The sequence below is a fragment of the Streptomyces sp. NPDC001634 genome (assembly GCF_040298185.1).
Classification (GTDB): domain Bacteria; phylum Actinomycetota; class Actinomycetes; order Streptomycetales; family Streptomycetaceae; genus Streptomyces.
The window spans coordinates 17,630-40,678 of sequence record NZ_JBEOZU010000030.1 but is presented as its reverse complement, the minus strand read 5'-3'; the positions used below and the strand labels follow the sequence as shown (position 1 = coordinate 40,678).

Genomic DNA, 23,049 nt, shown 5'->3' with positions numbered 1-23,049 from the left:
CCTGACCGCTACCCCTGGACGGAAACCCGTCTGGCCAGGGGGCTCTGACCTGGGGTTTCGCTGCTGGCGGCTGGGGCTCGACGTCGCTGTCGGTCGTCATCGATCGGCTTCGGGCGCCATCGCACGGCTCCGGGACGGCCCAGCGATCGGCCGCTGAGCAGGCCTTGCCCCGCAGAACAAGATCATCAGCCATGGACGTTATTTACGCAGGTCAGGGCGTTGGTATGAGTTGGTCTCGCCTGGTACGCGAGTTGGGCACGGCCGAACCGCCCACTATGGGCGACCACTTCCGGATCGCATCCAACACCAAGACCATGACCGCAGCGCTGATCCTCCTCCTCGCCCAGGACGGCAAGCTGCGGCTGAGCGACCCGGCGTCCGCCTACGCTCCCGGAGTGCCGGGCGGCGAACACCTCACCATCGCCGAGCTGCTGAAGATGCGCAGCGGACCAGTCCGGGCTCGCGCTCAAGGTCGCTGACACCCAGGGCGAGCCGAGCGCGAGCCGCGACAAGGCTCCCATCGGGTTGCATTACTGCCCGTCGCTGCAAAATTCCGCGCTGGATCGAAGACCGCAGCGGAATCAGATTAATCAGCTGGAAATATCTCCCGAGTTTTTCTGCAAGTTGGGCCGGGCGAGGGAAATTGCCACAGGCGCGAACTCCACGTTCTCCATACGGCTGGGCTAATTCTCAGCCGTCTACACATATCATTCCTCAACATTTCGCCATCGCCCCCAGTAAGCGTGTCGGGCAACATCGTCACGGGTCGCCCCTGTTAATCTGCGGCCCCCAGGAATCGTCCACAAAGGATTCAACGCGCCAGCTGGCGGACGAGATTTTCCTTAGCCAATTACTGGCGTATCCCGGTAGAGAGGATACGGACCATGCACGATTTTTCTCGCCGCGGCATGCTCAAGGCAACAGCGGCCGCCGGCGTCGGCGCGGTCGTTGTTCCGGGCATTGCGGCCGTAGGTGCCCCGGCCGCGAGCGCCGCGAGTGCCGCGAGTGCCGCGGGCGAAGGGGCCGGAAGGAAGTGCCCGCCGGCCCAGCTCACCGGCCGCATCGTCCGCCCCGACGACCCCACGTACACGGACGCGCGCCTCGGCTGGGACCAGCTCTTCTCTCACTATCCGCTGGTCATCGTCTTCGCCCAGAACACCCAGGACGTGGTCAACGCCCTCACATGGGCGCGGCAGAATGACGTCGCGCTGCGGGTGCGGAGCGGCCGCCACGCCCTCGAGGGCTGGTCGAACGTGGACAACGGTCTCGTGATCGACATCAGCGAATTGAAGTCGGTCCACATCGACACCGACTCTCGTATCGCGACAGTCGGCGCCGGGCTCAACCAGCTTGAAGCGGTGACCACGCTCGCGAAGCAGGACTTCGCGGTGACGACGGGAACGGAGGGCAGCGTCGGCCTGTCCGGTGCGACACTCGGCGGCGGCTTCGGCTTCCTCACCCGCTGGCTCGGCATGGCCTGCGACAGCCTTGTGGGGGCTGAGATCGTCGTCGCGTCGGGTGACGAGTGCGCCAAGGTGATCAAGGCGGATCTGCGCCAGAAGTCGGACCTGCTCTGGGCGCTCCGCGGGGCGGGGAACGGCAACTTCGGGATCGTCACGTCACTCACCTACAAAGTGGCACCGTTGAAGAGCGTCACTTATCTGCAGGCGACGTGGCAGGGTATTGGAGACCTCCACGCCATCTTCGACGCATATCAGCGTACGGCACCGACCACCGACGACCGCCTCGGAACCCAGCTCGAGATCCACAGAAACCAGATCTTCCTGTTCGGGGTTCTCCCCGAAGGAACGCCGGACGAGGCGAAGCAGTTGCTGGCCCCGATCCTGTCGATCGACAGCCCCGATGTCACGACGCAGGTCGGTAACTGGGGCGACGTATATGCGGGATTCCAGATTCCCACCGAGCTCGAACCCGCGAACTGGAAGTTCTTCTCGCAGTTCACCAGAAAGCCGTTCCCAAGCGAAGCGATCGACATCGTCACCTCGTTCATGCAGGACGCCCCGACGGATGACAGCAACTTCTTCGTCCAGGCCTTCGGCGGGAACGTCAGGAAGAGCCCCCGCGGCGGCACTGCGTTCCCGCATCGCGACGCGCTTTTCTACTCCGAGCCCGGCGTCGGCTGGGGAAAGCGTGGAACACAACCAGGCGTCTGCGACCCGCTCACCTCGCAGTGCCAGGCCTGGATCGCCGAGTTCAGCCAGGCGCTGCGGCCCTACGTGAACGGCGCCTACGTCAACGTGCCGAACATCGGACAGCAGGACTGGGAAACCGCCTACTGGGAATCCAACTTCGACCGGCTGCGCCAGATCAAGGCGAAGTACGACCCCCACAACGTCTTCCAGTACGACCAGAGCATCCCGCCCGCGTCATCGTCCCGGTCAGAGCACGACCACTGGTGACCTGCGTCCGCCCGGTTCTGAACTGATCCCCCGAAACTCAGCCACGATGGCGGGTGCTCCTACTGAGCACCCGCCACGTGTGTTTCCAGCAACCCCGCGCCGGCCTCAGCCGCGCTTCTCTCCACGTGCGACCCCTGTCAGGATTCCTTGACGGGCCGTGGCGGCATCCCAGGACGCGGCGCTCGCGCTGAAGCACGACTTCATCGGCACCGGCACCTCCTGCTCGGCCGGGCCCAGACCGCGGGTACGGCGAGCGAAGTGCTCCGCCGACAGGGCCTCGAACTGTCACAGGCGCGCCGCACGACCGTGCAGCTGCTGGAGGACGCCGGCGTGGCCGCAACCGGTGGTCAGGCAGCGAAGGATGCCCCCGCCTCCCTCGGCATGGACGTGGCCGAGGCCTGTAGCGGCCCTCGGCCACGCGGGCGCCTGAAGGCCATCCGGCAGTGTGGCATCGTGGCCGCCGTGGGAGAACTGGTGGAACGGGTGGACGAGCAGGATCGGGTACTGGGCGTGGTCGATCGAGGCGAAGCCATCCGTCACGGGTGGCTGCACCGTGTCGCCACCACCATCTGCCGCGACGCCGACGGCCGGATTCTCGTTCACCGGCGCCCTGATCACGCCTCCCGCTTTCCCGGCCAGTACAACTGGCTGATCGGCGGCGCCGTGGACATCGGCGAGTCCTATCCGGCCGCCGCCTCCCGTGAACTCGCCGAGGAACTCGGAGTCCGCGCCCCTGCGCGGTTCCTCTTCAAGTACCTGTGCCAAGGAGCGATCAGCCCGTACTGGCTCGGCCTGCACGAAGCCGACCTCGACCTGCCGATCGCGCCGGATGCCTCAGAGATCGCCTGGCACACCTGGCTGACGCCGGTCGAACTGCGCGACGCGATACGCATCAGGAACTTCGTTCCCGACGCCCGTGACTGTTTCGACCGCTACCAAGCGTTGACCGAGCGCTGAGCGACTCCTCGGCGCACGCCCGGTGACCGTCGTCCACAGAGTGTGGGTGGCCCCGGGCATCCCAGGAGGCGCGTCCGGGTCGCCGGTACCGGTCAGTCCTGCGTCGGTGGCGTCTTCTTGCGGATCAGGAGGAGGGCCGCGCCGCCGAGTACGACCAGGGCCATGGCCGTGCCCGCAATGAGCGGGGTCGCGTTCGAGGTGCCTGTTTCGGCGAGGTTGGTGTCCGTGGGAGCCGTGACGCCCGCAGTCGCGGGGCTGGGCTCACTGAGCGTCTGGGTGGTCACGTCGCTCCTGCTGCTCTCGGTCTTGCAGTCGAGGACCCCCTTGAACCATTTCTCGTAGCCGCCCGGCCCCTTGATCGTGAAGTCGTAGGCCTGGTCCTCCTGCAACGGGATGGTCACCGTCTGCGACCTTCCGGCCGGGATGGTGTGCTCGGACCCCATCAGCGCGAACGTGAACGCCTCGTCGCCCTTGTTCACCGCGGTGATGTCCATGCCGCCCTTGGCGCAGTTCCTCTCGGCCGACAGCGCGGGTATCGCGCCGGTGGCGGCCCAGTCCGCCGCCGCCGTCGCCGAGACGGTGGATTCGCTCGAACCGGCGAGTATCTGCGTCTGGCTGCGGGTCTCGGAGGCGAAGGCCCGGCCGACCGGCACGGTGGTCGACGCCTGGACGGTCAGCTCGGCCGAACCGTCCTGCGCCTTCTTCGGCACCTCGAAGTAGATCCGGCTGCCGTCCTTCGCGGACGAGATCTCCTTGCCGTCCTCGCCGACGATCTTCACTCCGTTCGCGACGGCGTCGGCCGGGGGCGTCACCGTCACGCCGTCCGCGTTGGTGTGCACCGTGACCGGGCCGAGCCGCTCACCCGGGTGGCCCGAGACGGCGGGCGGGTCGAGCGTCAGGGAGGCGGCGGGCTCCGGGAGGTTCTGCGCGTGCTTCTCCAGATAGTCGGCGAGCTTCTGCGCCTGCGGGGCGACCGCGTCCACGTCGGCACCGTCCGAGTAGCGCCAGATCGCCACCTGTGTGCCGGCCGCCGCGTCCTGCTCGGTGAGGCCCTTCGCCCCGGCCTCGGCCGCCAGCGCCGCCAGATCGTTGACCTGCGGGTAGGAGTTGCGCAGGATCCAGCGGATCTTGCCGGCGTTCCTGTTGCCGTTCAGGGACGTGCCGCTCCACGCCGTCTCGTGGTACTTGGCGTCCCTCTGCGAGGGGTTGTGGATGTCGATGCAGTAGGTCTGCAGGGTGCCGCCGCCGTCGACGGACATTTCGAACAGACCCGCGGCCACCTGCTCGTCCGTGCCGCCGTCGTGTATGACAGCGGCTCCGAACGTCTTGAGGCCGCTCATGGTCGCGGTCGCTCCCCCTTCGCTCTGCGGTGTCCCGTCGGCGGCCGCCACGCCCGCGGTGGCCAGCAGGCCCGCCGCGACGAGTCCGGACACCAGCGTCGCGGCGGCGAGGCGGGCGGCCCCTCGCCTGTGCGCGGACGCCGCAGAGAACGAAACAAACACAGAATTCCCCTTCGAGCAGGACCCGTTGATGTGGGGGGGTACGGTCCCACCAGCAGAGTCAGAAGCCCCGAGAGCTATGCCCGGCATCCTAAGGACGCGGCGCACCCCTCTCCCCAGTCATGACGTCGGATAACCGATCCGACTCGGAATCGTTATCGCTCACACAGCCTGTGAGCTGCGCTTATCGACAAATCCATGGGGATGTTCGGGCATCCTCCGCCGCATTCGCCGATAAACGGCAGTTCGGCCAGGGCAGGGCGAACCCGCCCTGACGTCATGTCACTCCGGCTGGCTCCGCGTGCGGTTGAGCCGCCGCCTCACGTTGATCCGCATGCTCGGGCCGACTTTCCGGATCTGTCTCCCAGTTGGGTTCGGGCTGCGGCGAGCCCCCGGTCTGTGCCTCGGGCCTGGACGACCGCCGGAAGGCCGACGTGCCACGCGACAGATCGTGGCCGATCGCCGCCGCATCCAGGTCCGCCGACAGCCAGCCCTGTCCGTCCCGCTGCTCGGTCCGCACCTTCAGCCGCCCCTGTACGACGAGCGGGTCGCCCACGGCCACGGACGCGGCGACGTTCGTGGCCAGGGAACGCCGGGCCCACACCGTGAAGAAGTTCGTATGCCCGTCCGTCCACGCGTTCTTCTCGCGGTCCAGATAGCGCGCCGTCACCGCCAGCCGGAAGCGCGCTGTGGGACCCGTCGGCGATTCCCGGTACACCGGCTGGGTGGCGACGTTGCCGACCACGCACACCATCGTCTCGTTCATGCGATACCCCTCCCTCGGCCCGGCTGCCGCGCCGGGCCCACAACGCGTACGGGCCCATCCCGTACGGCGGCGTCTGCCGCGGCGGTCACGCCATGTCGCATGCCGCCGCCGGTGCGACGACCGCGTTCGCTGCGATCGCCGCGAGATCAGACTGCCTCCGCCGGCCCGAACCCGCTGAGCGCTGTGGGCCACCGCCTGGTTGTGGACAACTCCGCCACCCGAACGAGTACTTCCGCTCCGGTCCGGCCGCCCCTCCCCACGGAACGCACGGCAGGACTCGCGGTGGGGGCGCGGCAGGACCCGCGGCGGGACTCACCCCACCCGCGCCCCCGCCACGGCCCCGGTGGCCTTGGCGTACTGCTCCCGCACCTCCCCGTACCGCAGCAGCTCCGCCGCCACCGGATCCAGCACCCGGGCCCGCCCGCATCCGGCGGCCGCGTCACGCAGCCGCCGTTCCGCCTCGAGCCCGTATCGCCGGGCCGGTCCCCGCGCGGCCATCCTGCAGCCCCACTCGATGGCCGGACCTCCGACCAGGCCGACCGCCATCAGCAGCAGCGGCACCCCGAGGACCGGCGCCATGAAACCGACCATCTGCCCCAGCAGCCACAGCACGCCCACGACTTGAAGGAGCGTCATCACAGCCTGTGCCAGCACCGCTACGGGCCACCAACCCGGGCGCGGCGGCCCCGCGGGTGGCACCGCTTCGCGCACGGCCAGTTCGTCCAGCGCCTCCGGCAGTCCTTGCGCGCTGCGTACCGCGGCCTCACGCACCGCCTGGGCCCAGGGCACGGGCAACCCGGCCGCGGCCCGGTCCGCCACCGTCCGCACGGCCTGCTCCACGCGCTGCCGGGCGGCCGTCTCCTCGTCGGCGGGCGCCCCCACCGACAGCCGTCCGGTGGAGGGTTCGCGCCGGTCCAGACACCAACGCCACAGCCGTAGCCAGGGCGCGCCGCACGCGCGATTGGCGTTGCGCAGCCACGCGCGCTCGGCCGCCTCTCCCGCGGCCGTCGCGCCCACCGCGTCCGCGAGTCGTCCGGCGAACTCCTCGCGCGCCTCCTCACCGAGCCCGGTACGCGCCCCGGTCGCGTAGACGGGACGCAGCCGGGCCGCGGCAGCGTCCACGTCGGCGGAGATACGGCGTGCGGCCGCCCCGCGCTCGGCCACGAACTGCCCGAGCGCCTCGCGCAGTTCGCCCACACCCTCCCCGGTGAGCGCGGACAGCGCGAGCACGGTCGCGCCCGGTTCGCCGTACTCCCCCAGGGCGATCCCGTCCCCGTCGAGCAGCCGCCGCAGATCGTCCAGCACCTGGTCGGCGGCCTCCCCGGGCAGCCGGTCCACCTGGTTCAGGACGACGAACATGACCTCGGCGTGTCCGGCCATGGGACGCAGATAGCGCTCATGGAGGACTGCGTCGGCGTACTTCTCGGGATCGACGACCCAGATGACCGCGTCGACGAGTGCCAGGATGCGGTCGACCTGCTCCCGGTGCTGCACGGCCGCGGAGTCGTGGTCGGGCAGGTCGATCAGGACGAGCCCCCGCAGCTGCGACTCGCCGTCCGCGCTCGGCACGGGGCGCCGGCGCAGCCGCCCGGGGATGCCGAGCCGGTCGATGAGCGTGGCCGTGCCGTCGCTCCAGCTGCATGCGATCGGCGCGGCGGTGGTCGGCCGCCGCAGACCGGTCTCCGAAATGGTCACTCCGGCCAGCGCGTTGAAGAGCATCGACTTGCCGCTGCCGGTGGCACCCGCGAGGGCGACCACGGTGTGCTCCCCGGAGAGCCTGCGCCGTGCGGCCGCCTCGTCCAGGACCCGGCTCGCCTCGGCGAGAGTGCGGCTGTCCAGTCGGGTCCGTGACAGGCCCACCAGCTCCCGCAGCGCGTCCAGTCGCGACCGCAGGGGGCCGTCGTAGGCGAGGGAAGCGGGCTGTCGTACGACCGCGCCGAGTACGGCCGTCTCCTGCCCGGAGGCCGTGTCGGGCGCGCGTCTGGCGATCAGTCCGTCGTCCCATACGGTCCCGGACTCCTGACGCGCCCCCGGTTCGTCGAACTCCACGCGCGCGTGCCGGCAGTCGTCCTCGATGCCCCCGTACTGGCCGCCAGGCCCCTCGTCCCCGTACCGGACTTCAGCTTCCCGGCCTCCGTGCCGGGCCTCGGTCTCCGCACACCCGCATCGGTCCCCACCCGCCACGCACCCGTTCCGGGCCCCGTCTCCCAGGTACACCTGGCGGGCCTCGTCCTCCACGCTCGCGTCCATGCCCTTGTCCGATGAACGCACTGCCGGGAATCCGTCTGAACGCACCGCCGGGAATCCGTCCCGTGCGGCCGCATCCGGGGTATCACCTTGCTCAGGCGACTCAGTTTTCACATCCGTTTGCCCGAAATCGTGTTCCACGCGTGCGTGCTCACCGTCGTCGTCCCCTTTGGGGAGTGCGGTGGCGCACCGCTCGCCCTCGGGCCGTTCATCGGTCGCGGCGGCGGTCCTGTCCGTGGGCTCGTCCTCGGAGTGCTCGGCGTGCTCAGGGTGCTCGGTGGCGGCGGTCACCGCGGTCACCTCTCCTTCTGCAGTACGGACAGCGCGGCGATGAGTTCGGCCTGGGGCTCGGCCTGGACGTCGAGGGCGTCGAGAGGGGCCATACGGCGCTCGCGTTCGGTGCGCAGCGCCCGGTCGAGGTATTCGGAGAGCAGTCGCGCGGCGCGGTCACGCAGCCGCAACGCCCCTTGTGCACCGATCCGTTCGGCGAGACCCTCGCCGGCCGTCTGCGCCCTGCGTCCGCCCAGCAGGGCCGTGGCGACGAGGGCGGCCACCGACTCGGCATCCGAGGCGGTGCTCTTGTCGAGGTCGCGCACCAGTTCCTCGGCGTACTCCTCGAGGATGCGCCGCCAGCGTCGTACGGTCATCCCGATCCGGTGCTCGGCGCTCTCCAAGGTGGGATCACGGTCGGTCAACCCCGCGACGCCGGCCGCCGGTTCGCGCCGCCAGGCGTCGTCGATGCGCTCGTCGGCGGCCGTGACGGCGCACAGCAGCAGAGCGCCCAGGCTTCCGACGAGGGCGTCGAGCAGTTCACCGGCAGTGCAGTCCAAGGGGTAGCTGCGCCACCGCTTCAGGGCGTCGCCGGCGAGGACCGCACCGGACTGCAGGCGCTCCTGCACACGCGCGTACTCGGTGTCGTACGCCGTGTCGACGGCGGCCGTGAGCCGCAACGCCGCGGCGTACTGGGCGGCGGCGGCCCCCGCCAGCTCGGGCATGCGCGAGTTCAGGGAGTCGAGGACGCCGTGTGCCGTCCGGAGCATGGCGGCCTCACGGGCGGCTGGATCCTGTACCTGGTGCGTGAGCCACGCGTGCAGGGGCGCGACGGCGGTGGCGGGCAGGAGTCCCCCGCCCCAGGCGGACTCGGGCAGTTCGGGGACGGTGAAGCGGGGCACGTGGCCGAGCCCGGCCTTGGCCAGCAGGGCGCCGTACTGCCGCGACACCTCGGCCACCACCTGGTGGGGTACGCGGTCGAGCACGGTGATGAGGGTCGCCCGGTGCTCCTTGGCGGTCCGCAGCAGGTGCCACGGGACGGCGTCGGCGTACCGGGCGGCGGTGGTGACCAGGACCCAGATGTCGGCGGCGCAGATCAACTCGGCGGCAAGAATCCGGTTGCCGGCCACCAGGGAGTCGATGTCGGGCGCGTCGAGCAGGGCGAGCCCGCGCGGCAGCGTGTCGGCGGTCTCGATGCGCAGCACCCGTTCCTCGCGCCCGACGAGAGGGGACAGCTCGTCGCCGCAGTCCTGATGCGGCACCCACACGCGCGTGAGGTCGGGCAGGATGCGCAGGCCGCTGAACCAGTGGTGGTCCTCGGGATGGCAGACGAGAACGGGCGTACGGGTAGTGGGCCGCAGGACGCCGGCCTCGCTGACCCTGCGCCCCACGAGGGAGTTGACGAGGGTCGACTTACCGGCCCCGGTGGATCCGCCGACAACGGCCAGCAACGGCGCTTCAGGCTCTCTCAGCCGGGGCACCACATAGTCGTCGAGCTGTGCAAGGAGTTCGTCGCGGTTGGCACGCGCGCGTGGAGCCCCCGCCAGGGGCAGCGGGAAGCGTGCGGCGGCGACACGGTCGCGCAGGGCGAAGAGTGCGTCGAGCAGCTGAGGCCGTACGTCCAAGGTCACCACATGCGAAGAATGCCCAATTTTGGATGCTTTCTGAAGCATATGGGCGTGTCTGCGCGCCAACAGGACACACGGGACGGAAGGGGCGACTGGGACGCAGGCATAACGAGTGCACAACACCCGGGGCGCGAGACGTCAAAAGCGATGCACGATTCGTACCTGCCTGCGATTATCAGGACCGCTTCACCGAACCTCCACATCGAGCCACGGAGGCGAAGCATCAGGGACAGGGACCCGGGAGCCCTATCCTTGTCCCCGGCAAGGTCACGGATCAGCCCGACCCGGGCACCACGACACGCCATCACACCGGCCCCCGTAGCTCAGTGGATAGAGCAGGCGCCTTCTAAGCGCTTGGCCGCAGGTTCGAGTCCTGCCGGGGGCGCCACACCCCGCCCTCCCTTCGGGAGGGCTTTTTTGCTGGGCCGTACCGGTGGGCAGCGGCGACAATCCCATACCGAGGAATACATTTCGGGACGCCCGCCGGACGTGGCCACTCTTTCGCCACCCAGGTCGCGTATGCGAAATTATCCGAGCCGCGATCGTTTGTCGCCACCCGCACACCCTACAGGCCGGTGACCTGCACATATGCCGGGAAGGGCGATATCGGAACACTCAATTTGAACGACATTTACGTGTCGACAAAACGATTCCCTTCGGGATCGCGTGTTGTGTATGAAAAAGGCACCATTGGAGCTAAAAGGACCTGGTCAGCCGTGCCATAAGCGATCAATAAAGCTCACTTGTGTTCTTCTTCAGCTGGAATCTTCCGACAGGCTGCATTCGGCAGCTGACGCCTGTCCTCAGCTGTGTTGCGCCTACGGCATGAAGGGGTCAAACCTCGTGAGTCAAGGTAACGGCATGCGACTGGGTGCTCGACGCACCGGAGCACTGTCGGCGCTCACCGTCGTGAGCATCATGACCGCGCTGGCTTCGGGCATGGCATCCTCCACCGCGGCCGCCGCTGCCCTCAGCCACGTCGTTCAGGCCAAGGGGGCGCGTTCCCTCGCTCAGGCGCAGCCGATCCCCGCCCCCTGCACCGGCGAGATCTACGAGTCGGTCGGCGGTGCCGGCGCCGGCACCGTGCTCAATCTCGGCACTCCGGGAGCGGGCACCATCACTTTCGCTCCGGTGCCCCCGGGTACCGCGTACACCAACGGCTACAACGCCATGGGTATCCACCCGACCACTCGCGTTCTGTACGCCATCGACTCGACCAACAACCATCTGGTGTCCATCGACGCCACTACAGGTGCGGTCACCGATCTCGGCGCGACCACGCTGCCCACCCTCACCACAGGCGCGTACAACATCGGTGGATTCGACGCGAACGGCAACTTCTATGTCACGGTGACGGGCTCCGCCACCCTGTACCAGATCGATCTGACCGGCACTACTCATACGGCCACCGGGATTCCGCTCCACAACGCGGCCGGTGTCTCGCAATCCCTCAGCGACGCGGACATCGTGTTCTCGGGCGGCTACTTCTGGGGCGCCACCACGACCGGGGACATCGAGCGCATCGCCCTGGACGGCACCGTAACGGTCTTCGCCAACCCGGGTCTGCCCGGCGGCGCCGGAGGTGCCTACGTTTACGGCAACGGGGACCTGGGGTTCATCCACAACACCGTCACGACCGGCCCCGCCGTTGTCTCCCGGGTCTCGGTGAACAACCCGATCAACCCGACCTTCACTGTGGTCTCGACGCAGACGGCGCCGAACGACGCCGCCATCGACGCCACATCGTGCTTCGGAGCCAACGCGAACATGGCGATCACCAAGCAGGTGAGCCCCACCAGCTACAAGCCCGGTTCCCAGATCACCTACACGCTCACGGTGACGAACAACGGCCCGGACCCCTCGAGTGGTTACGCGGTCGACGACACGCTGCCGATCGGCTTGAACAACGTCAACGTGGTCACCGGTGCCAACACCAACTGCACCCTCAACGGCACGAGCATTTCGTGCACTGGCGGCGCGCTGGCGAGCGGGGCGAGCGACGTCATCACGGTGACGGCCACCGTCGGGCTGAACTTCTCGGGCCCCCTGACCAACACGGCGACGGTCATCGGCAACGACATCGACTCGGACCTCACCGACAACACCGCTTCGGTGACGACCGCGCAGGCGAGCGCCGACCTGCAGGTGACGAAGACGGGCACGGCGTCGGCGAAGCCGGGTGACCCGGTCAGCTACACCATCACCGTGCACAACAACGGCCCGGACGACTCCAGCGGCTGGACCGTCACCGACCCGCTTCCTCCGGGGCTGGTCAACCCGGCGACCAGCACCGCCGGTTGCGGCATCCTCAACAGCGTACTGACCTGCACCGGTGGTCCGCTGGCGGCCGGCGCCGACTTCGTGATCACCGTGACCGGCTACGCGGGCCAGGGCTTCACCAGCATCCAGAACACCGCGGGTGTCACCGGCACGGACCCCGACCCGGACACCTCCAACAACCAGAGCACGGCGGCCATCCCGATCTCGCCTCGATCGGCGGACCTGGCGATCTCGAAGGCGGGCCCGGCTTCGGTGAAGGTCGGCGACCCGGTCACCTACACCCTCACCGTGCACAACAACGGCCCGGACGACTCCACCGGCTACACCATCACCGACGCGCTCCCGCCAGGACTACTCAACCCCACCACCAGCAACCCCGGCTGCAGCATCACCAGTAGCCAGCTGACCTGCACCGCAGGCCCACTGGCCAACAACGCCAGCAACACAGTCACCGTGACCGGCACCGCCGGCCCGGGCTACACCACCATCCGCAACACCGCCTCAGTCCAAGGCAACGAAACCGACCCGAACCCCAACAACAACACAAGCACCGCAAACACCCCCGTCACACCACAACAAGCGGACCTGGCGATCACCAAGACCGGCCCCGCCACGGTGAAGGAAGGCGACCCGGTCACCTACACCCTCACCGTGCACAACAACGGCCCGGACGACTCCACCGGCTACACCATCACCGACGCGCTCCCGCCAGGACTACTCAACCCCACCACCAGCAACCCCGGCTGCAGCATCACCGGTAGCCAGCTGACCTGCACCGCAGGCCCACTGGCCAACAACGCCAGCAACACAGTCACCGTGACCGGCACCGCCGGCCCGGGCTACACCACCATCCGCAACACCGCCTCAGTCCAAGGCAACGAAACCGACCCGAACCCCAACAACAACACAAGCACGGTGGAGACCCCGGTCACGCCGGTCACCCCGCCCCACCAGGCGCACGCCGACCTGCAGCTGACGAAGTCGGGCGCGGCGTCCGCGGACCCGGGTGACCCGGTCACGTACACCATCACGGTGAAGAACAACGGCCCGGACGACTCGACCGGCTGGACCGTCACCGACCACCTCCCGTCGAAGCTGCTCGACGCGCACACCTTGACGCCGGGATGCACCATCTCCGCCGGCGTGCTGACCTGCACCGGAGGCCATCTGGCGAAGGGCGACAGCGTCACGATCACCGTGACCGGCACGGCGGACCAGGGCTTCTCCAACATCGAGAACACCGCGTCCGTCGAGGGCAAGGAGGACGACCCGAACCCGGACAACAACAAGGGCAGCAACGAGACCTACAAGCCCGGCAGCCTGACGATCACCAAAACGCAGGAAGGGCCCAGCACGGTGAGGCCCGGCGACACCGTCAAGTACACCATCGAGGTGCACAACACCGGTGACATCCCCTACACCTCCTCCCACCCGGCCAACTTCAGCGACGACCTCTCCGGTCTGCTGGACGACGCCCAGTACAACGGTGACGCGGAAGCCAGCACCGGAGACGTCACGTACGACGAGCCCACGCTGAGCTGGCAGGGCGCGCTCGAGCCCGGTGAGACGGCGACCATCACGTTCTCCGTCCACGTCGACCGGCGGCCCTTCGGCGACCTGAGGCTGAACAACACCATCGTGTCCTCCTCCGAGGGCAGCAACTGCCCCGAGAGCGGCCCTGCCACGGAGTGCTCGACCGAGGGAAGGGTCGACGCCCGGGACAAGGACAAGGACAAGGACCACCGCAAGGACCACCACAAGGGCCACAAGAAGGACAAGGACAAGGACCACAAGCGCCGCGGCATTGAGGCGGACAGGCCTCGCGTCGCTCAGCACGTCTGATCGATGGCAGTGTGCCCCGGGCCCTGTGTCGGGTCCGGGGCACTGTCACGTCTTCACCTGGTTGTTGACCTGAAGGAGACACGGAACGTCTTCGGCCAGTATTTTCCGGTCAGCAGGAATTCACCGGTTCCCGGAATGGCCGCGATTCCGTTGAGGACCGAGGCGTGTGACTTCTCGTCAGGTGTCAGCAGGCCGGAGGCGTCCACCTCGGCGGTGACATGCCCCGTGGCCGGATCGATGCGTACGATGCGGTCGGTCTCCCAGAGGTTCGCGTAGACGGAATCTCCCGAACACTCCAGTTCGTTGATACGGGGTACCGGCTTCCCCTGCTGCGTGACCTCGACCCCACCGACTTCGGCGAACGTATCCGGGTCCCGGAAGGCCAGGTGTGACGTTCCGTCGCTCATGACCAGCCGCTTCTTTCCGCTCTCATGGCAGAGCCCCCACCCCTCGCCGGAGTACGTGACCCGACGCAGCTCCCGCAGAGTCTTGGCATCCCGTTCGATGGCCACCCCGTTCTGCCACGTGATCTGCCACAACCGCTGTCCGAGCACCGTCAGCCCCTCTCCGAAGAGAGGTGCGGGCAGGTTCATCTGACGGTCCGGGGGCTTTGCGGGCGGTCCGACCCGGATGGACGAACCACCTTCGCCACCCGTGCTCTCGAACAGGAGGCCGTCGGACAATTCCAGTCCTTCGGTGAAGGCATCTTCGTCGTGAGGGAGAACCTGCAGAACCTCGGCTCTCAGGTGTTCGACGCTTGTGTCGGACGACGGTTCAGCCCGGTTGAGCAGCGTCGCGGCAACAGTGAACGAGGCCGCCGCAACCACGGCAGTCCTCTCCAAGGTGTGCACGGTGTGGGGCTTCCTTCCCTCTCGCGCATATCGCTTCGACCATGCCGGGAGTGCCGATCGGCAATGAGGTGACAGCTGCGATGTGATTGTTTGACAGTATGAGGCAATGTCAACGGGTTCGAATGACGCATCGGGGTTCCATCACCATGGCACACCGCAGCATCGAGGAGGAACCTGATGGCAGCGAAGAAACGAGCCCGCTTCGGTCGAAGTCATATCTGGGTGGCCATGGCGGGTATGGCGTTTCCTCTGGTGCTGGCAATCGCATCGGGAGCCACGGCCATGAGCCCCCGTCAGCCACTCGCTCCGGAACCGGACGACCCCGCCGAAAAATGCGATGTTTCCACTGGGCCTTATCAGCGCCAAGTGGAAAAGTACCTGAGCCTGCCACAGGACGGAAAGCAGTCAGCGGCGGACTGCGCGGCCATTCAGAAGATGCAGCAGAAGTACGAGATCAGCCCGGCGGACGGATATGCCGAGCTGGAGAGCTACCGTGCCGCGATGGTGGAGTGGGCCACGGCGCACAAGAGGTCACTCAAGGGATGCCCCAAACGGCCGCGGCGCGTGGTATGCGTCGATCAGTCCCACCAGGTGCTGTGGGTGCAGGTAGCAGGGAAGGTCACCTTCGGGCCCGTCCCCGCGCGTACCGGGATGCCCGGCCATAGTACGCGGAACGGATTGCATAAAATCTACCGCCGTGTGCAGGATTTCTGGTCCGATCTGTACCCTGGTCCGATGCCGTACAGTCAATTCTTCGACCGCGGCGAGGCCCTCCACGCCAGCTACCGTTTCATTTTCGAGGACCCTGGCTCACACGGCTGTGTTAATCTCCGTTACGACGATGCCGAGGCGCTCTGGCCCTTGCTCCGTATCGGTGACAGTGTGTACGTCTGGGGCAAGCGGAACGGCGATTGACCGGATCGGTGGGGGCTGAATTCACTCGTCCGGTGCGGATACACCCGAGGGGCGTGTCATACAGCATCACCCCCTGAACGGCGCGATTAGTCTCCGCTATCGCTCACCCTTGTCAGAAGAATCCAGGGGAATCTCGTGCCTGTCATCTCTTCACCCGGCCCTCATGTCCGTCGCCTCCTGGCAACGGCAGTCATCCTGGCCGGCCTCGGTGGTACAACGGCCGCCTGCGGTCTCACGGGTTCCCGCGATGCCGCGGACGGCCACCACCCCGGACACAGCGCTTCGACCGCGTCGGCCGTGGCACCGGGCGATCCCATGAGCGCTTCGAAGCCGGTGGAACTCAAAATCCCGTCCGTCCGCGTATACGCCAAGCCGCTGCTGAAGCTGGGACTTGACGACAAGCATCAGTTCCAGGCTCCGCCCGTGGACAAAGCGGATCAGGCCGGCTGGTACACCGGCGGTGTCACACCCGGCGAGAAAGGTGTGTCCGTCGTGCTCGCGCACTACGCCACGGTCAAGGGCCCGGGGCTGCTGTGGGACGCCGGACGGGTGAAGGTCGGAGATCCCATCGAGGTGAAGCGGGCCGACGGGCGTACGGCCAGGTTTGTCGTGCAGAAGATCGAGCAAGTGAGAAAGGAGAAAGTCACCGCACGCGATGTGAAGCTGAACTCGAAGCATGCGGAACTACGCCTCATCGTGCCCGGCCGCAGTCTCGTCAGGGAGGGACTCCCCGGAGCAGGCCGGAAGAACGACGTGCAGAAAGAGAAAGGTGACGGGGACGCTGTGCTTCGTTACAACATCGTTTTCTATGCCGACCTGAGAAAGTAGCTGCCGACGGTCGTCCCGTCGCTCTCGTCGCGCCATCCGGCCGCCGCACACCGTTCGATAAGGTGCTCCCAGCTATCAAAAAGGGGGCTGGCATGCGGCTTCGCTGCGCCGTGCTCGACGACTTCCAGCAGATCGCGGCCTCCATCGCCGACTGGTCGCCGGTGGAGGACCGGGTCGATGTCGTGTCGTTCACCGAGCACTTCGTCGACGAGGACGCCCTGGCCGAGGCGCTCGCCGAAGTCGACATCGTCGTCACCCTGCGCGAACGAGTGCCGTTCCCCGCTTCGCTGTTCGCCAGGCTGCCCCGGTTGAAGCTGCTCATCGCCTCCGGGATGCGGAACAGCGTCATCGACTACGCCGCCGCCGAGGCGCACGGTGTGACCGTGTGCGGTACCCAGAGCTCCTCCACCCCGCCCGTCGAGCTGACCTGGGCCCTGCTGCTCGGTCTCGCGCGCGGCATCGTCGAAGAGAGCAACGCCCTGCGCCACGGCGGGCCCTGGCAGAGCACCGTGGGCGCGGATCTGCACGGACGGCGGCTCGGGCTGCTCGGGCTGGGCAAGATCGGCAGCCGGGTGGCGCAGGTCGGGCTCGCCTTCGGGATGGAGGTCGTGGCCTGGAGCCAGAACCTCACCAAGGAGCGGGCGGAAGAGGTCGGCGTCGAACTCGCCCCGTCCAAGGACGAATTGCTCGCGGGCAGCGACTTCGTCTCCGTGCACCTCGCGCTCGGCGACCGCACCCGCGGGCTGATCGGCCCCCGTGAACTCGCGCTCATGAAGCCCGGCGCGTATCTGATCAACACTTCACGCGCCGCCATGGTCGACCAGGACGCCCTGCTCGGGGCCCTGCACGAGGGACGCATCGCCGGTGCGGGCATCGACGTGTTCGACGTGGAGCCGCTCCCGGCCGACCATCCGATGCGAACCGCGCCGCGCCTGCTCGCCACCCCGCACCTGGGCTATGTATCCCGGGCCAACTACGCGACGTACTACGGCCAGGCGGTCGAGGACATCCAGGCATACCTCGCGGGGAAGCCCGTACGCCGCCTGGGCTGACCGGGCGCCACCTCGATCCGTCCCCGTCCGGCGTCGGCTCAATCCGACCGGGACCGCAGCAATCCGTCCCCGCCCGGGGCGTCGGCTCAAACCGACCGGGACCGCAGCAATCCGTCCCCGCCCGGGGCGTCGGCTCAAACCGACCGGGACCGCAGCAATCCGCACCCGTCCGGCGCGCCGGATCAATCCGACCTGGCGCCACCTCAATCCGCACCTGTCCCGGCGGGGACCAACCCGACCTGGCGCCACCACGATCCCCACCCGCCCCGACACCGGACCAACCCGACCAGGCACCACCACGATCCCCACCCGCCCCGACACCGGACCAACCCGACCAGGCACCACCACGACCCCCACCCGCCCCGACGCCGAACCAACCCGACCAGGCACCACCACGACCCCCACCCGCCCCGACGCCGAACCAACCCGACCCGGCGCCACCACGACCCCCACCCGCCCGGCGCCCGACCAACCCGGCCGCGACCGCAGCAATCCGCACCCGTCCCGACGCCGGGACGAGCCGAACGGGCGTGGGACGGATGCTCCGTCCTACGCCGCGTGCGCCCGGCGGCCGGGCCAACGCCTCGTGTCATCGGCCTCGTAGGCTGCGGGCCGGTAGGAGCACGTGCGCGGCGGTGTTCAGGGTCTCCTCGGCGCCCGCGAAAGCGGCCAGCCGTTCCGGCTCGACCGGCCTGCCGGGCACGGCTTCGGGCCAGGGCCGGGTGGCGAACAGGAAGTAGGCGATGCCGCGGGCACGGACCGCGGCCAGCCACTCCGGCGGTGCGGTGCACTGGGCTTTCAGATACGGCATGGTGACGACGGCCTGGCCCGCCTCGACCAGCAGCGTCACCGGCAGACTGGGCCGCTGGGTGCCGTCGGTGATCTCCTCGCCCACGTTCAGGCCGTTCGCGTGCAGCAGCGCCCTGATGGCGGCCGTGGAACCGTCGGGGCCGCTCTCGCCGTCGCCGAGGGAGTAGGCGAGGAGATAGGGCATGTCTCCGTCGGGGGCTTCGCCGCTCCAGGCCATGACGACGAGCGTGCCGAGGTCGGCGGCGCGGAAAGGGCGCGTTTCGCTGGAAGTTGTGGTCACCGCGGCACCGTATCGACGGGCCGGGGCATCGCCGGACGCTTGCTCGCCCGACCGGGGGATTCGGCCGACGGTGACCACACGAACGAGGGACCTGCGGGGACGAGGAGGAACTCAGCCGCCCTGGAGGCGGAGTCCGCCGAGCAGCCGGGCCGGGCCGCCGTGCTGGTTCAGGTCGGTAGCCGCGCTCTTCACGGTGCTGAGCAGCGAGTCCTTGTTCTCGGTGTCCAGGGAGTCGGACTGGTGCTGGAGGGGGTTGACGTCGAGGGTCTGCTGTCGGGCGATGGTGTCCAGGGCGCCGTTGAGGCTCGTGGGTGGGAGGCCGGGGGCGCCGTCGGCGAAAGCCGGGGCGGCGGCTCCGGCGAGGACCAGGGACCCGGCGACGACGACGGCGGCCTTGAGAGACTTCATGGTGTTCCTTTCTTCGGCAATTCATGTCGGCTGGGTGAGTCGGCCGTTGTCCGTCCGATGCACGGCACAACGCCAACCGGCCGCCCTCCGGAGGGAGAACGGCCGGCAGAAGGGTCCGCTGAAACTTCAGCCGTTGGTGCAGGCGTTGCCGAATGCCGGGTTCAGCAGGCCGACGACGTCGGCCGAGTTCCCGCACGCGCCCACCGGGACGTGGATCGGGGCCTGCGCGGTGTTGCCCGCCACGACGCCCGGGGAGCCAGTGGAGGCGCCGGATGCGCCAGCGTCGGCGGCGGCGATGCCGGCGGTGCCCGCCAAGGCCGCAGCGGCAACGGTGGTCAGGGCCAGGCTCTTCGCGATACGCGACATGGAGAGGTACTCCTTGGGGGATCGTCACAACAGCCGGACGGAATGCCCGACGTTGAGACAACTGCGCACTGCTCGCCCGGGTTGCGCGCCCGATGGGGTGATATCGGGTATGACCATGTTTCATCGTTCCGACACACTTGACTGGTTTCGCCACCACATGGTTTCGCCACCGCATAGGAACAGTGGCGGGAGTGGCGATCCTCCCCCGCTGCCGCGCCGGGCACGGCGGGCATCTGGGCGGGCAGTACGTACGTCCAACTGCAGCGCTTCTCCCGCGCGATGCCATCGACCGAGCCGGCCTCCGCGTCGCGGGAGGTGAACGGTCCGGCAGGAGCGGGCGCGGGCCTCATGGCCGTCGCGCGTACGTGTCGTAACACTCACGGCACCTGGCGGACGCCATCCGCGCGGCACACCTGGCCACCCGCAGCCGCGCAGACGGGCCGGACCCGCTGCGCCGGGCCCGGCCCGCCGGTCCCCGCGTCCCCCCGAAGCGACCGCCGGAGGCCCAGCGTGCCGTCAGGTGATCCGGCCGGTCTTGGAAAAATGCGCACTCCGGTGCGGGGAGAGCACAAGACTCGTCGCCTCACCCGTCATCCGGTCCGCCCCCGGCAGCCCCGGCCGCGCCACCGCCCCCCGCGCGGCCGCGAACTCCCGCGGCGTGCATCCGGTCATCGCCCGGAACTCCCCGCTCAGATGCGCCTGGTCGTAGAACCCGCAGAGCGCCGCCGTCTCGGCCGCCGACCGGCCGGAGGCGAGCAGCCGCCGCGCCCGTTGCAGCCGCAGTACGCGGGCCGCGGCCTTGGGGCCGAGCCCGATCTGTTCGCGGAACCGGTTCTCCAACTGCCGTACACTCCAGCCGACCTCCTCCGCGAGCCGCGGCACCGGCACGGCGCCCCAGGTCCGCCGCAGCACCGACCATGCACGCACCACCCGGGCCGAACTCGGCGTCCCCTCCTGGACCCAGCGCGCAAGCACGTCGTCGAGCAATCCGAAACGTTCCGCCCAGCCGGGTAACGCGGACAGCGCGGCGGCGAGTTCACCGACGCCCGCCCAGCGCGACCCGCCCGGGCGACCGCCGCGGCCGAGCAGATGCGGCAACACGTCCGGATCCACGGGCCGGTTGGTCAGCTCCCACTGGGGTGTGCCGAAGAGCGTGAACGCGGCCCACGGCGTGAGCAGCACCTCGATGCCGGAGATACGGCCGCCGTGTTCACCGACGGCCGAGGTGGTGGTCAGCCCGGAGTACACCGACACGAGTGTCGCCGGGGGCCGGCCGGCGCGCGAGATGCGTATGGGGCCGTCGAAGCCCAGCAGGAGCGTCGCCGCGCCGATGGGTGTCTCCAGACGGCTGCGGGGACCGTCGAGTGCGAGCCGGATCCCGCGGTAGCTGATGATCCCGGGACGCAGCCGGGGATGGGGCGGTGCGACCACGGTCTCCCAGCTGCCGCCGGGCCCGTGTCCGCGCCGCGTCACGATCCCACTCGTCATCCGCCCTCCCCCAGCGCACACCGGAAACCACCCATGGTGCCCGCCGGCGAAAGGCGCCGGAAGCCCCGCCGGCCGCCGGGTTCGGTGTGTACGCCGGCCCCGGGAGCAGCTTTGTCTCCTGCGAAGGCCTACACGCCTACGCCCCGCACGACCTCAGGAACGCCCGCGTCCGCTGCGCGATCGGCAGCGGCTTGTCCGGCTCGCACGGGTACATGTCCTGCTCGACGATCGCGAACAGGTCGACGTCCAGCTTCTGCGCCGCCTCCAGCACCGGGCCGAGCGCGGGCACACCGGACGGCGGCTCGCACATGACGCCCTTCGCTACGGCCGGGCCGAACGGGATCTCCTGCGCCCGCACCTCCGCCAGGATCTCCGGGTCCACCTGCTTGAGGTGCAGATAGCCGATGCGCTCGCCGTACGTCTCGATCAGCTTGACGCTGTCCCCGCCGCAGTACGCGTAGTGCCCGGTGTCCAGGCACAGCGACACCAGGGAGGAGTCGGTGCCGTCGAGGAAGCGGACGACGTTCTCCTCACTGTCGATGTGGGTGTCGGCGTGCGGATGGACGACGATCCCCAGGCCGTACCGCTCCAGCACCTCGCGCCCGAGCCGCTCGGTCAGCGAGGTCAGGTTGCGCCATTGCTCGGGCGTCAGCGTGTCCGGCTCCAGCACCTCGCCCGTCTTGTCGTCCCGCCAGAAGGAGGGGATGACGACCAGATGCGAGGCGCCCATCGCCTGGGTGAGCGCGGCGATGTCCGAGACGTGCGCCCAGGTCCTGTCCCAGACCTCCGGCCCGTGGTGCAGGCCCGTGAAGACCGTGCCGGCCGACACCTTCAGGCCACGTTGCGATGTCTCCTCGGCGAGGACGGCGGGATCGGTCGGCAGATACCCGTACGGACCCAGCTCGATCCACTCGTACCCGGACTGCGCGACCTCGTCGAGGAAGCGCTGCCAGGGCACTTGCCGGGGATCGTCCGGGAACCAGACGCCCCAGGAGTCGGGAGCCGAACCGATCCGGATACGGGAAAGTGAGGACGGAGGTGACAACGACGTCATGGGCGTCAGCGTGCGGGTGCGAAGAAGAGGTGTCAAGCACTGGTCCGAATGTCTGGACAAAACATTGACAGGGTTCGGCGTGCGGGGCTAGAAAGCCGGGGAGAGCCGATTCGAAGGGGACTCGATGGCGTACGACGTGATCACCATGGGGCGGATCGGAGTGGACCTCTATCCGCTGCAGACGGGTGTCCCGCTGCACCGGGTGACGTCCTTCGGGAAGTTCCTCGGCGGCTCGGCGACCAACGTCGCGGTCGCGGCGGCCCGCCTCGGGCACCGCACAGCGGTGATCACCCGTACGGGCGACGACCCCTTCGGCACATACCTCCACGAGGCGCTGCGCGGCTTCGGCGTGGACGACCGCTGGGTCACGCCGGTCCGGGGACTGCCGACACCGGTCACGTTCTGCGAGGTGTTCCCGCCGGACGACTTCCCGCTGTACTTCTACCGGCAACCCAAGGCGCCGGACCTGGAGATCGACGCGCACGATCTGGACCTGGACGCGATCCGCGCGGCCCGGATCTTCTGGATGACAGGCACGGGCCTGAGCGAGGAGCCCAGCCGCACCGCCACGCTCGCCGCGCTCGCGCACCGCGCCAAGGCCGGTACGACGGTCTTCGACCTCGACTGGCGGCCCATGTTCTGGCACGACCCCGCCTCCGCGCGCCCGTTCTACGCCGAGGCCCTGCGCCACACCACCGTCGCCGTCGGCAACATCGACGAGGTGGAGATCGCCACCGGCGTGCGCGACCCGCACAGCGCCGCCCGCGCCCTCCTGGACGCCGGCGTCGAACTCGCGGTCGTCAAGCAGGGCCCCAAGGGTGTCCTCGCGGTCAACGACAAGGGCGAGTCGGCCGAGGTCCCTCCGCTGCCGGTCAATGTGCTCAACGGCCTGGGCGCGGGCGACGCCTTCGGCGGGTCGCTCTGCCACGGACTGCTCGCAGGCTGGGACCTGGAGCGGATCATGCGGTACGCGAACGCCGCGGGCGCCATCGTCGCCTCCCGGCTGGAGTGCTCGTCCGCGATGCCCACGGCCGACGAGGTCGAGGGCGCGGTCACGGCGGGAGCGGTGCTGTGAAGGCCGTGAACAG

General features: G+C 68.8%; 18 protein-coding genes and 1 tRNA gene. 9 read left to right on the top strand and 10 right to left on the bottom strand.

Going from position 1 to position 23,049, the window contains the following annotated elements:
* Positions 1-164 precede the first annotated feature (164 nt).
* From ABT186_RS21425 to ABT186_RS21415, 3 genes are all read left to right on the top strand, one after another.
* Complete coding sequence (locus ABT186_RS21425) at positions 165-479, top strand: serine hydrolase (RefSeq protein ID WP_351926277.1); 315 nt, start codon at positions 165-167, stop codon at positions 477-479.
* Between the two features lie 405 nt (positions 480-884).
* Positions 885-2,420: an FAD-binding oxidoreductase gene (locus tag ABT186_RS21420; protein WP_351926275.1), complete on the top strand. Its 1,536-nt coding sequence runs from the start codon at positions 885-887 to the stop codon at positions 2,418-2,420.
* Positions 2,421-2,882: 462 nt separating this feature from the next.
* Positions 2,883-3,377 (top strand): NUDIX hydrolase, encoded by a 495-nt coding sequence (locus ABT186_RS21415; RefSeq protein ID WP_351227762.1) that lies wholly within the window; start codon positions 2,883-2,885, stop codon positions 3,375-3,377.
* Positions 3,378-3,469: 92 nt separating this feature from the next.
* Here ABT186_RS21415 and ABT186_RS21410 read toward each other — a convergent pair whose 3' ends face one another.
* From ABT186_RS21410 to ABT186_RS21395, 4 genes are all read right to left on the bottom strand, one after another.
* Positions 3,470-4,879 (bottom strand): Cys-Gln thioester bond-forming surface protein, encoded by a 1,410-nt coding sequence (locus ABT186_RS21410; RefSeq protein WP_351926273.1) that lies wholly within the window; start codon positions 4,877-4,879, stop codon positions 3,470-3,472.
* A 274-nt stretch (positions 4,880-5,153) separates the two neighbouring features.
* Positions 5,154-5,642 (bottom strand): single-stranded DNA-binding protein, encoded by a 489-nt coding sequence (locus ABT186_RS21405; protein ID WP_351227741.1) that lies wholly within the window; start codon positions 5,640-5,642, stop codon positions 5,154-5,156.
* 312 nt (positions 5,643-5,954) lie between these two features.
* On the bottom strand, positions 5,955-8,189 hold the full coding sequence (locus ABT186_RS21400) for a GTPase (RefSeq protein ID WP_351926271.1): 2,235 nt from the start codon (positions 8,187-8,189) through the stop codon (positions 5,955-5,957).
* On the bottom strand, positions 8,186-9,793 hold the full coding sequence (locus ABT186_RS21395) for a dynamin family protein (RefSeq protein WP_351227745.1): 1,608 nt from the start codon (positions 9,791-9,793) through the stop codon (positions 8,186-8,188). Before ABT186_RS21395 ends, ABT186_RS21400 begins: the two co-directional genes overlap by 4 nt.
* A 306-nt stretch (positions 9,794-10,099) precedes the next feature.
* Here ABT186_RS21395 and ABT186_RS21390 point away from each other — a divergent pair.
* Positions 10,100-10,175: transfer RNA gene (locus ABT186_RS21390), tRNA-Arg, on the top strand.
* A gap of 473 nt (positions 10,176-10,648) precedes the next feature.
* Positions 10,649-13,909: a DUF6923 family protein gene (locus ABT186_RS21385; RefSeq protein WP_351926269.1), complete on the top strand. Its 3,261-nt coding sequence runs from the start codon at positions 10,649-10,651 to the stop codon at positions 13,907-13,909.
* Positions 13,910-13,962: 53 nt separating this feature from the next.
* Here ABT186_RS21385 and ABT186_RS21380 read toward each other — a convergent pair whose 3' ends face one another.
* Positions 13,963-14,736: a glutaminyl-peptide cyclotransferase gene (locus ABT186_RS21380; protein WP_351926319.1), complete on the bottom strand. Its 774-nt coding sequence runs from the start codon at positions 14,734-14,736 to the stop codon at positions 13,963-13,965.
* 201 nt (positions 14,737-14,937) lie between these two features.
* On the opposite strand from ABT186_RS21380, the gene ABT186_RS21375 reads away from it, so the two are divergent.
* From ABT186_RS21375 to ABT186_RS21365, 3 genes are all read left to right on the top strand, one after another.
* On the top strand, positions 14,938-15,675 hold the full coding sequence (locus ABT186_RS21375) for a L,D-transpeptidase (protein WP_351227753.1): 738 nt from the start codon (positions 14,938-14,940) through the stop codon (positions 15,673-15,675).
* 315 nt (positions 15,676-15,990) lie between these two features.
* Positions 15,991-16,503: a sortase domain-containing protein gene (locus ABT186_RS21370; RefSeq protein ID WP_351926267.1), complete on the top strand. Its 513-nt coding sequence runs from the start codon at positions 15,991-15,993 to the stop codon at positions 16,501-16,503.
* A gap of 92 nt (positions 16,504-16,595) precedes the next feature.
* The gene (locus tag ABT186_RS21365; protein ID WP_351926265.1) at positions 16,596-17,555 is read left to right on the top strand and encodes a D-2-hydroxyacid dehydrogenase family protein; all 960 of its coding nucleotides are present in this window, start codon (positions 16,596-16,598) and stop codon (positions 17,553-17,555) included.
* A 589-nt stretch (positions 17,556-18,144) separates the two neighbouring features.
* Here the strand turns inward: ABT186_RS21365 and ABT186_RS21360 are convergent.
* From ABT186_RS21360 to ABT186_RS21340, 5 genes are all read right to left on the bottom strand, one after another.
* Positions 18,145-18,645, bottom strand: a complete 501-nt coding sequence (locus tag ABT186_RS21360; protein ID WP_351233000.1) for a DUF5949 family protein — start codon at positions 18,643-18,645, stop codon at positions 18,145-18,147.
* A gap of 111 nt (positions 18,646-18,756) precedes the next feature.
* A complete protein-coding gene (locus tag ABT186_RS21355; RefSeq protein ID WP_351232998.1) occupies positions 18,757-19,053 on the bottom strand; it encodes a hypothetical protein in 297 nt (98 codons plus the stop codon).
* Between the two features lie 126 nt (positions 19,054-19,179).
* Entirely contained in the window at positions 19,180-19,419 is a 240-nt protein-coding gene (locus ABT186_RS21350; RefSeq protein ID WP_351232997.1) for a chaplin, read from the bottom strand.
* Between the two features lie 516 nt (positions 19,420-19,935).
* Positions 19,936-20,907: a helix-turn-helix domain-containing protein gene (locus ABT186_RS21345; RefSeq protein ID WP_351926263.1), complete on the bottom strand. Its 972-nt coding sequence runs from the start codon at positions 20,905-20,907 to the stop codon at positions 19,936-19,938.
* 136 nt (positions 20,908-21,043) lie between these two features.
* Positions 21,044-21,961 (bottom strand): sugar phosphate isomerase/epimerase family protein, encoded by a 918-nt coding sequence (locus tag ABT186_RS21340; RefSeq protein ID WP_351232993.1) that lies wholly within the window; start codon positions 21,959-21,961, stop codon positions 21,044-21,046.
* Between the two features lie 124 nt (positions 21,962-22,085).
* Here ABT186_RS21340 and iolC point away from each other — a divergent pair, with 124 nt between their 5' ends.
* Positions 22,086-23,036: a 5-dehydro-2-deoxygluconokinase gene (iolC, locus tag ABT186_RS21335; protein ID WP_351232991.1), complete on the top strand. Its 951-nt coding sequence runs from the start codon at positions 22,086-22,088 to the stop codon at positions 23,034-23,036.
* Positions 23,037-23,049: the final 13 nt, after the last annotated feature.

Bases quoted from the DNA above. Each gene is read 5' to 3' on its own strand.
- ABT186_RS21420 (WP_351926275.1), top strand. From the start codon at position 885: ATGCACGATTTTTCTCGCCGCGGCATGCTCAAGGCAACAGCGGCCGCC.
- ABT186_RS21405 (WP_351227741.1), bottom strand. From the start codon at position 5,642: ATGAACGAGACGATGGTGTGCGTGGTCGGCAACGTCGCCACCCAGCCG.
- ABT186_RS21385 (WP_351926269.1), top strand. From the start codon at position 10,649: ATGCGACTGGGTGCTCGACGCACCGGAGCACTGTCGGCGCTCACCGTC.
- ABT186_RS21375 (WP_351227753.1), top strand. From the start codon at position 14,938: ATGGCAGCGAAGAAACGAGCCCGCTTCGGTCGAAGTCATATCTGGGTG.
- ABT186_RS21370 (WP_351926267.1), top strand. From the start codon at position 15,991: ATGAGCGCTTCGAAGCCGGTGGAACTCAAAATCCCGTCCGTCCGCGTA.
- ABT186_RS21365 (WP_351926265.1), top strand. From the start codon at position 16,596: ATGCGGCTTCGCTGCGCCGTGCTCGACGACTTCCAGCAGATCGCGGCC.
- ABT186_RS21355 (WP_351232998.1), bottom strand. From the start codon at position 19,053: ATGAAGTCTCTCAAGGCCGCCGTCGTCGTCGCCGGGTCCCTGGTCCTC.
- ABT186_RS21350 (WP_351232997.1), bottom strand. From the start codon at position 19,419: ATGTCGCGTATCGCGAAGAGCCTGGCCCTGACCACCGTTGCCGCTGCG.
- ABT186_RS21345 (WP_351926263.1), bottom strand. From the start codon at position 20,907: ATGACGAGTGGGATCGTGACGCGGCGCGGACACGGGCCCGGCGGCAGC.
- ABT186_RS21340 (WP_351232993.1), bottom strand. From the start codon at position 21,961: ATGACGTCGTTGTCACCTCCGTCCTCACTTTCCCGTATCCGGATCGGT.
- iolC (WP_351232991.1), top strand. From the start codon at position 22,086: ATGGCGTACGACGTGATCACCATGGGGCGGATCGGAGTGGACCTCTAT.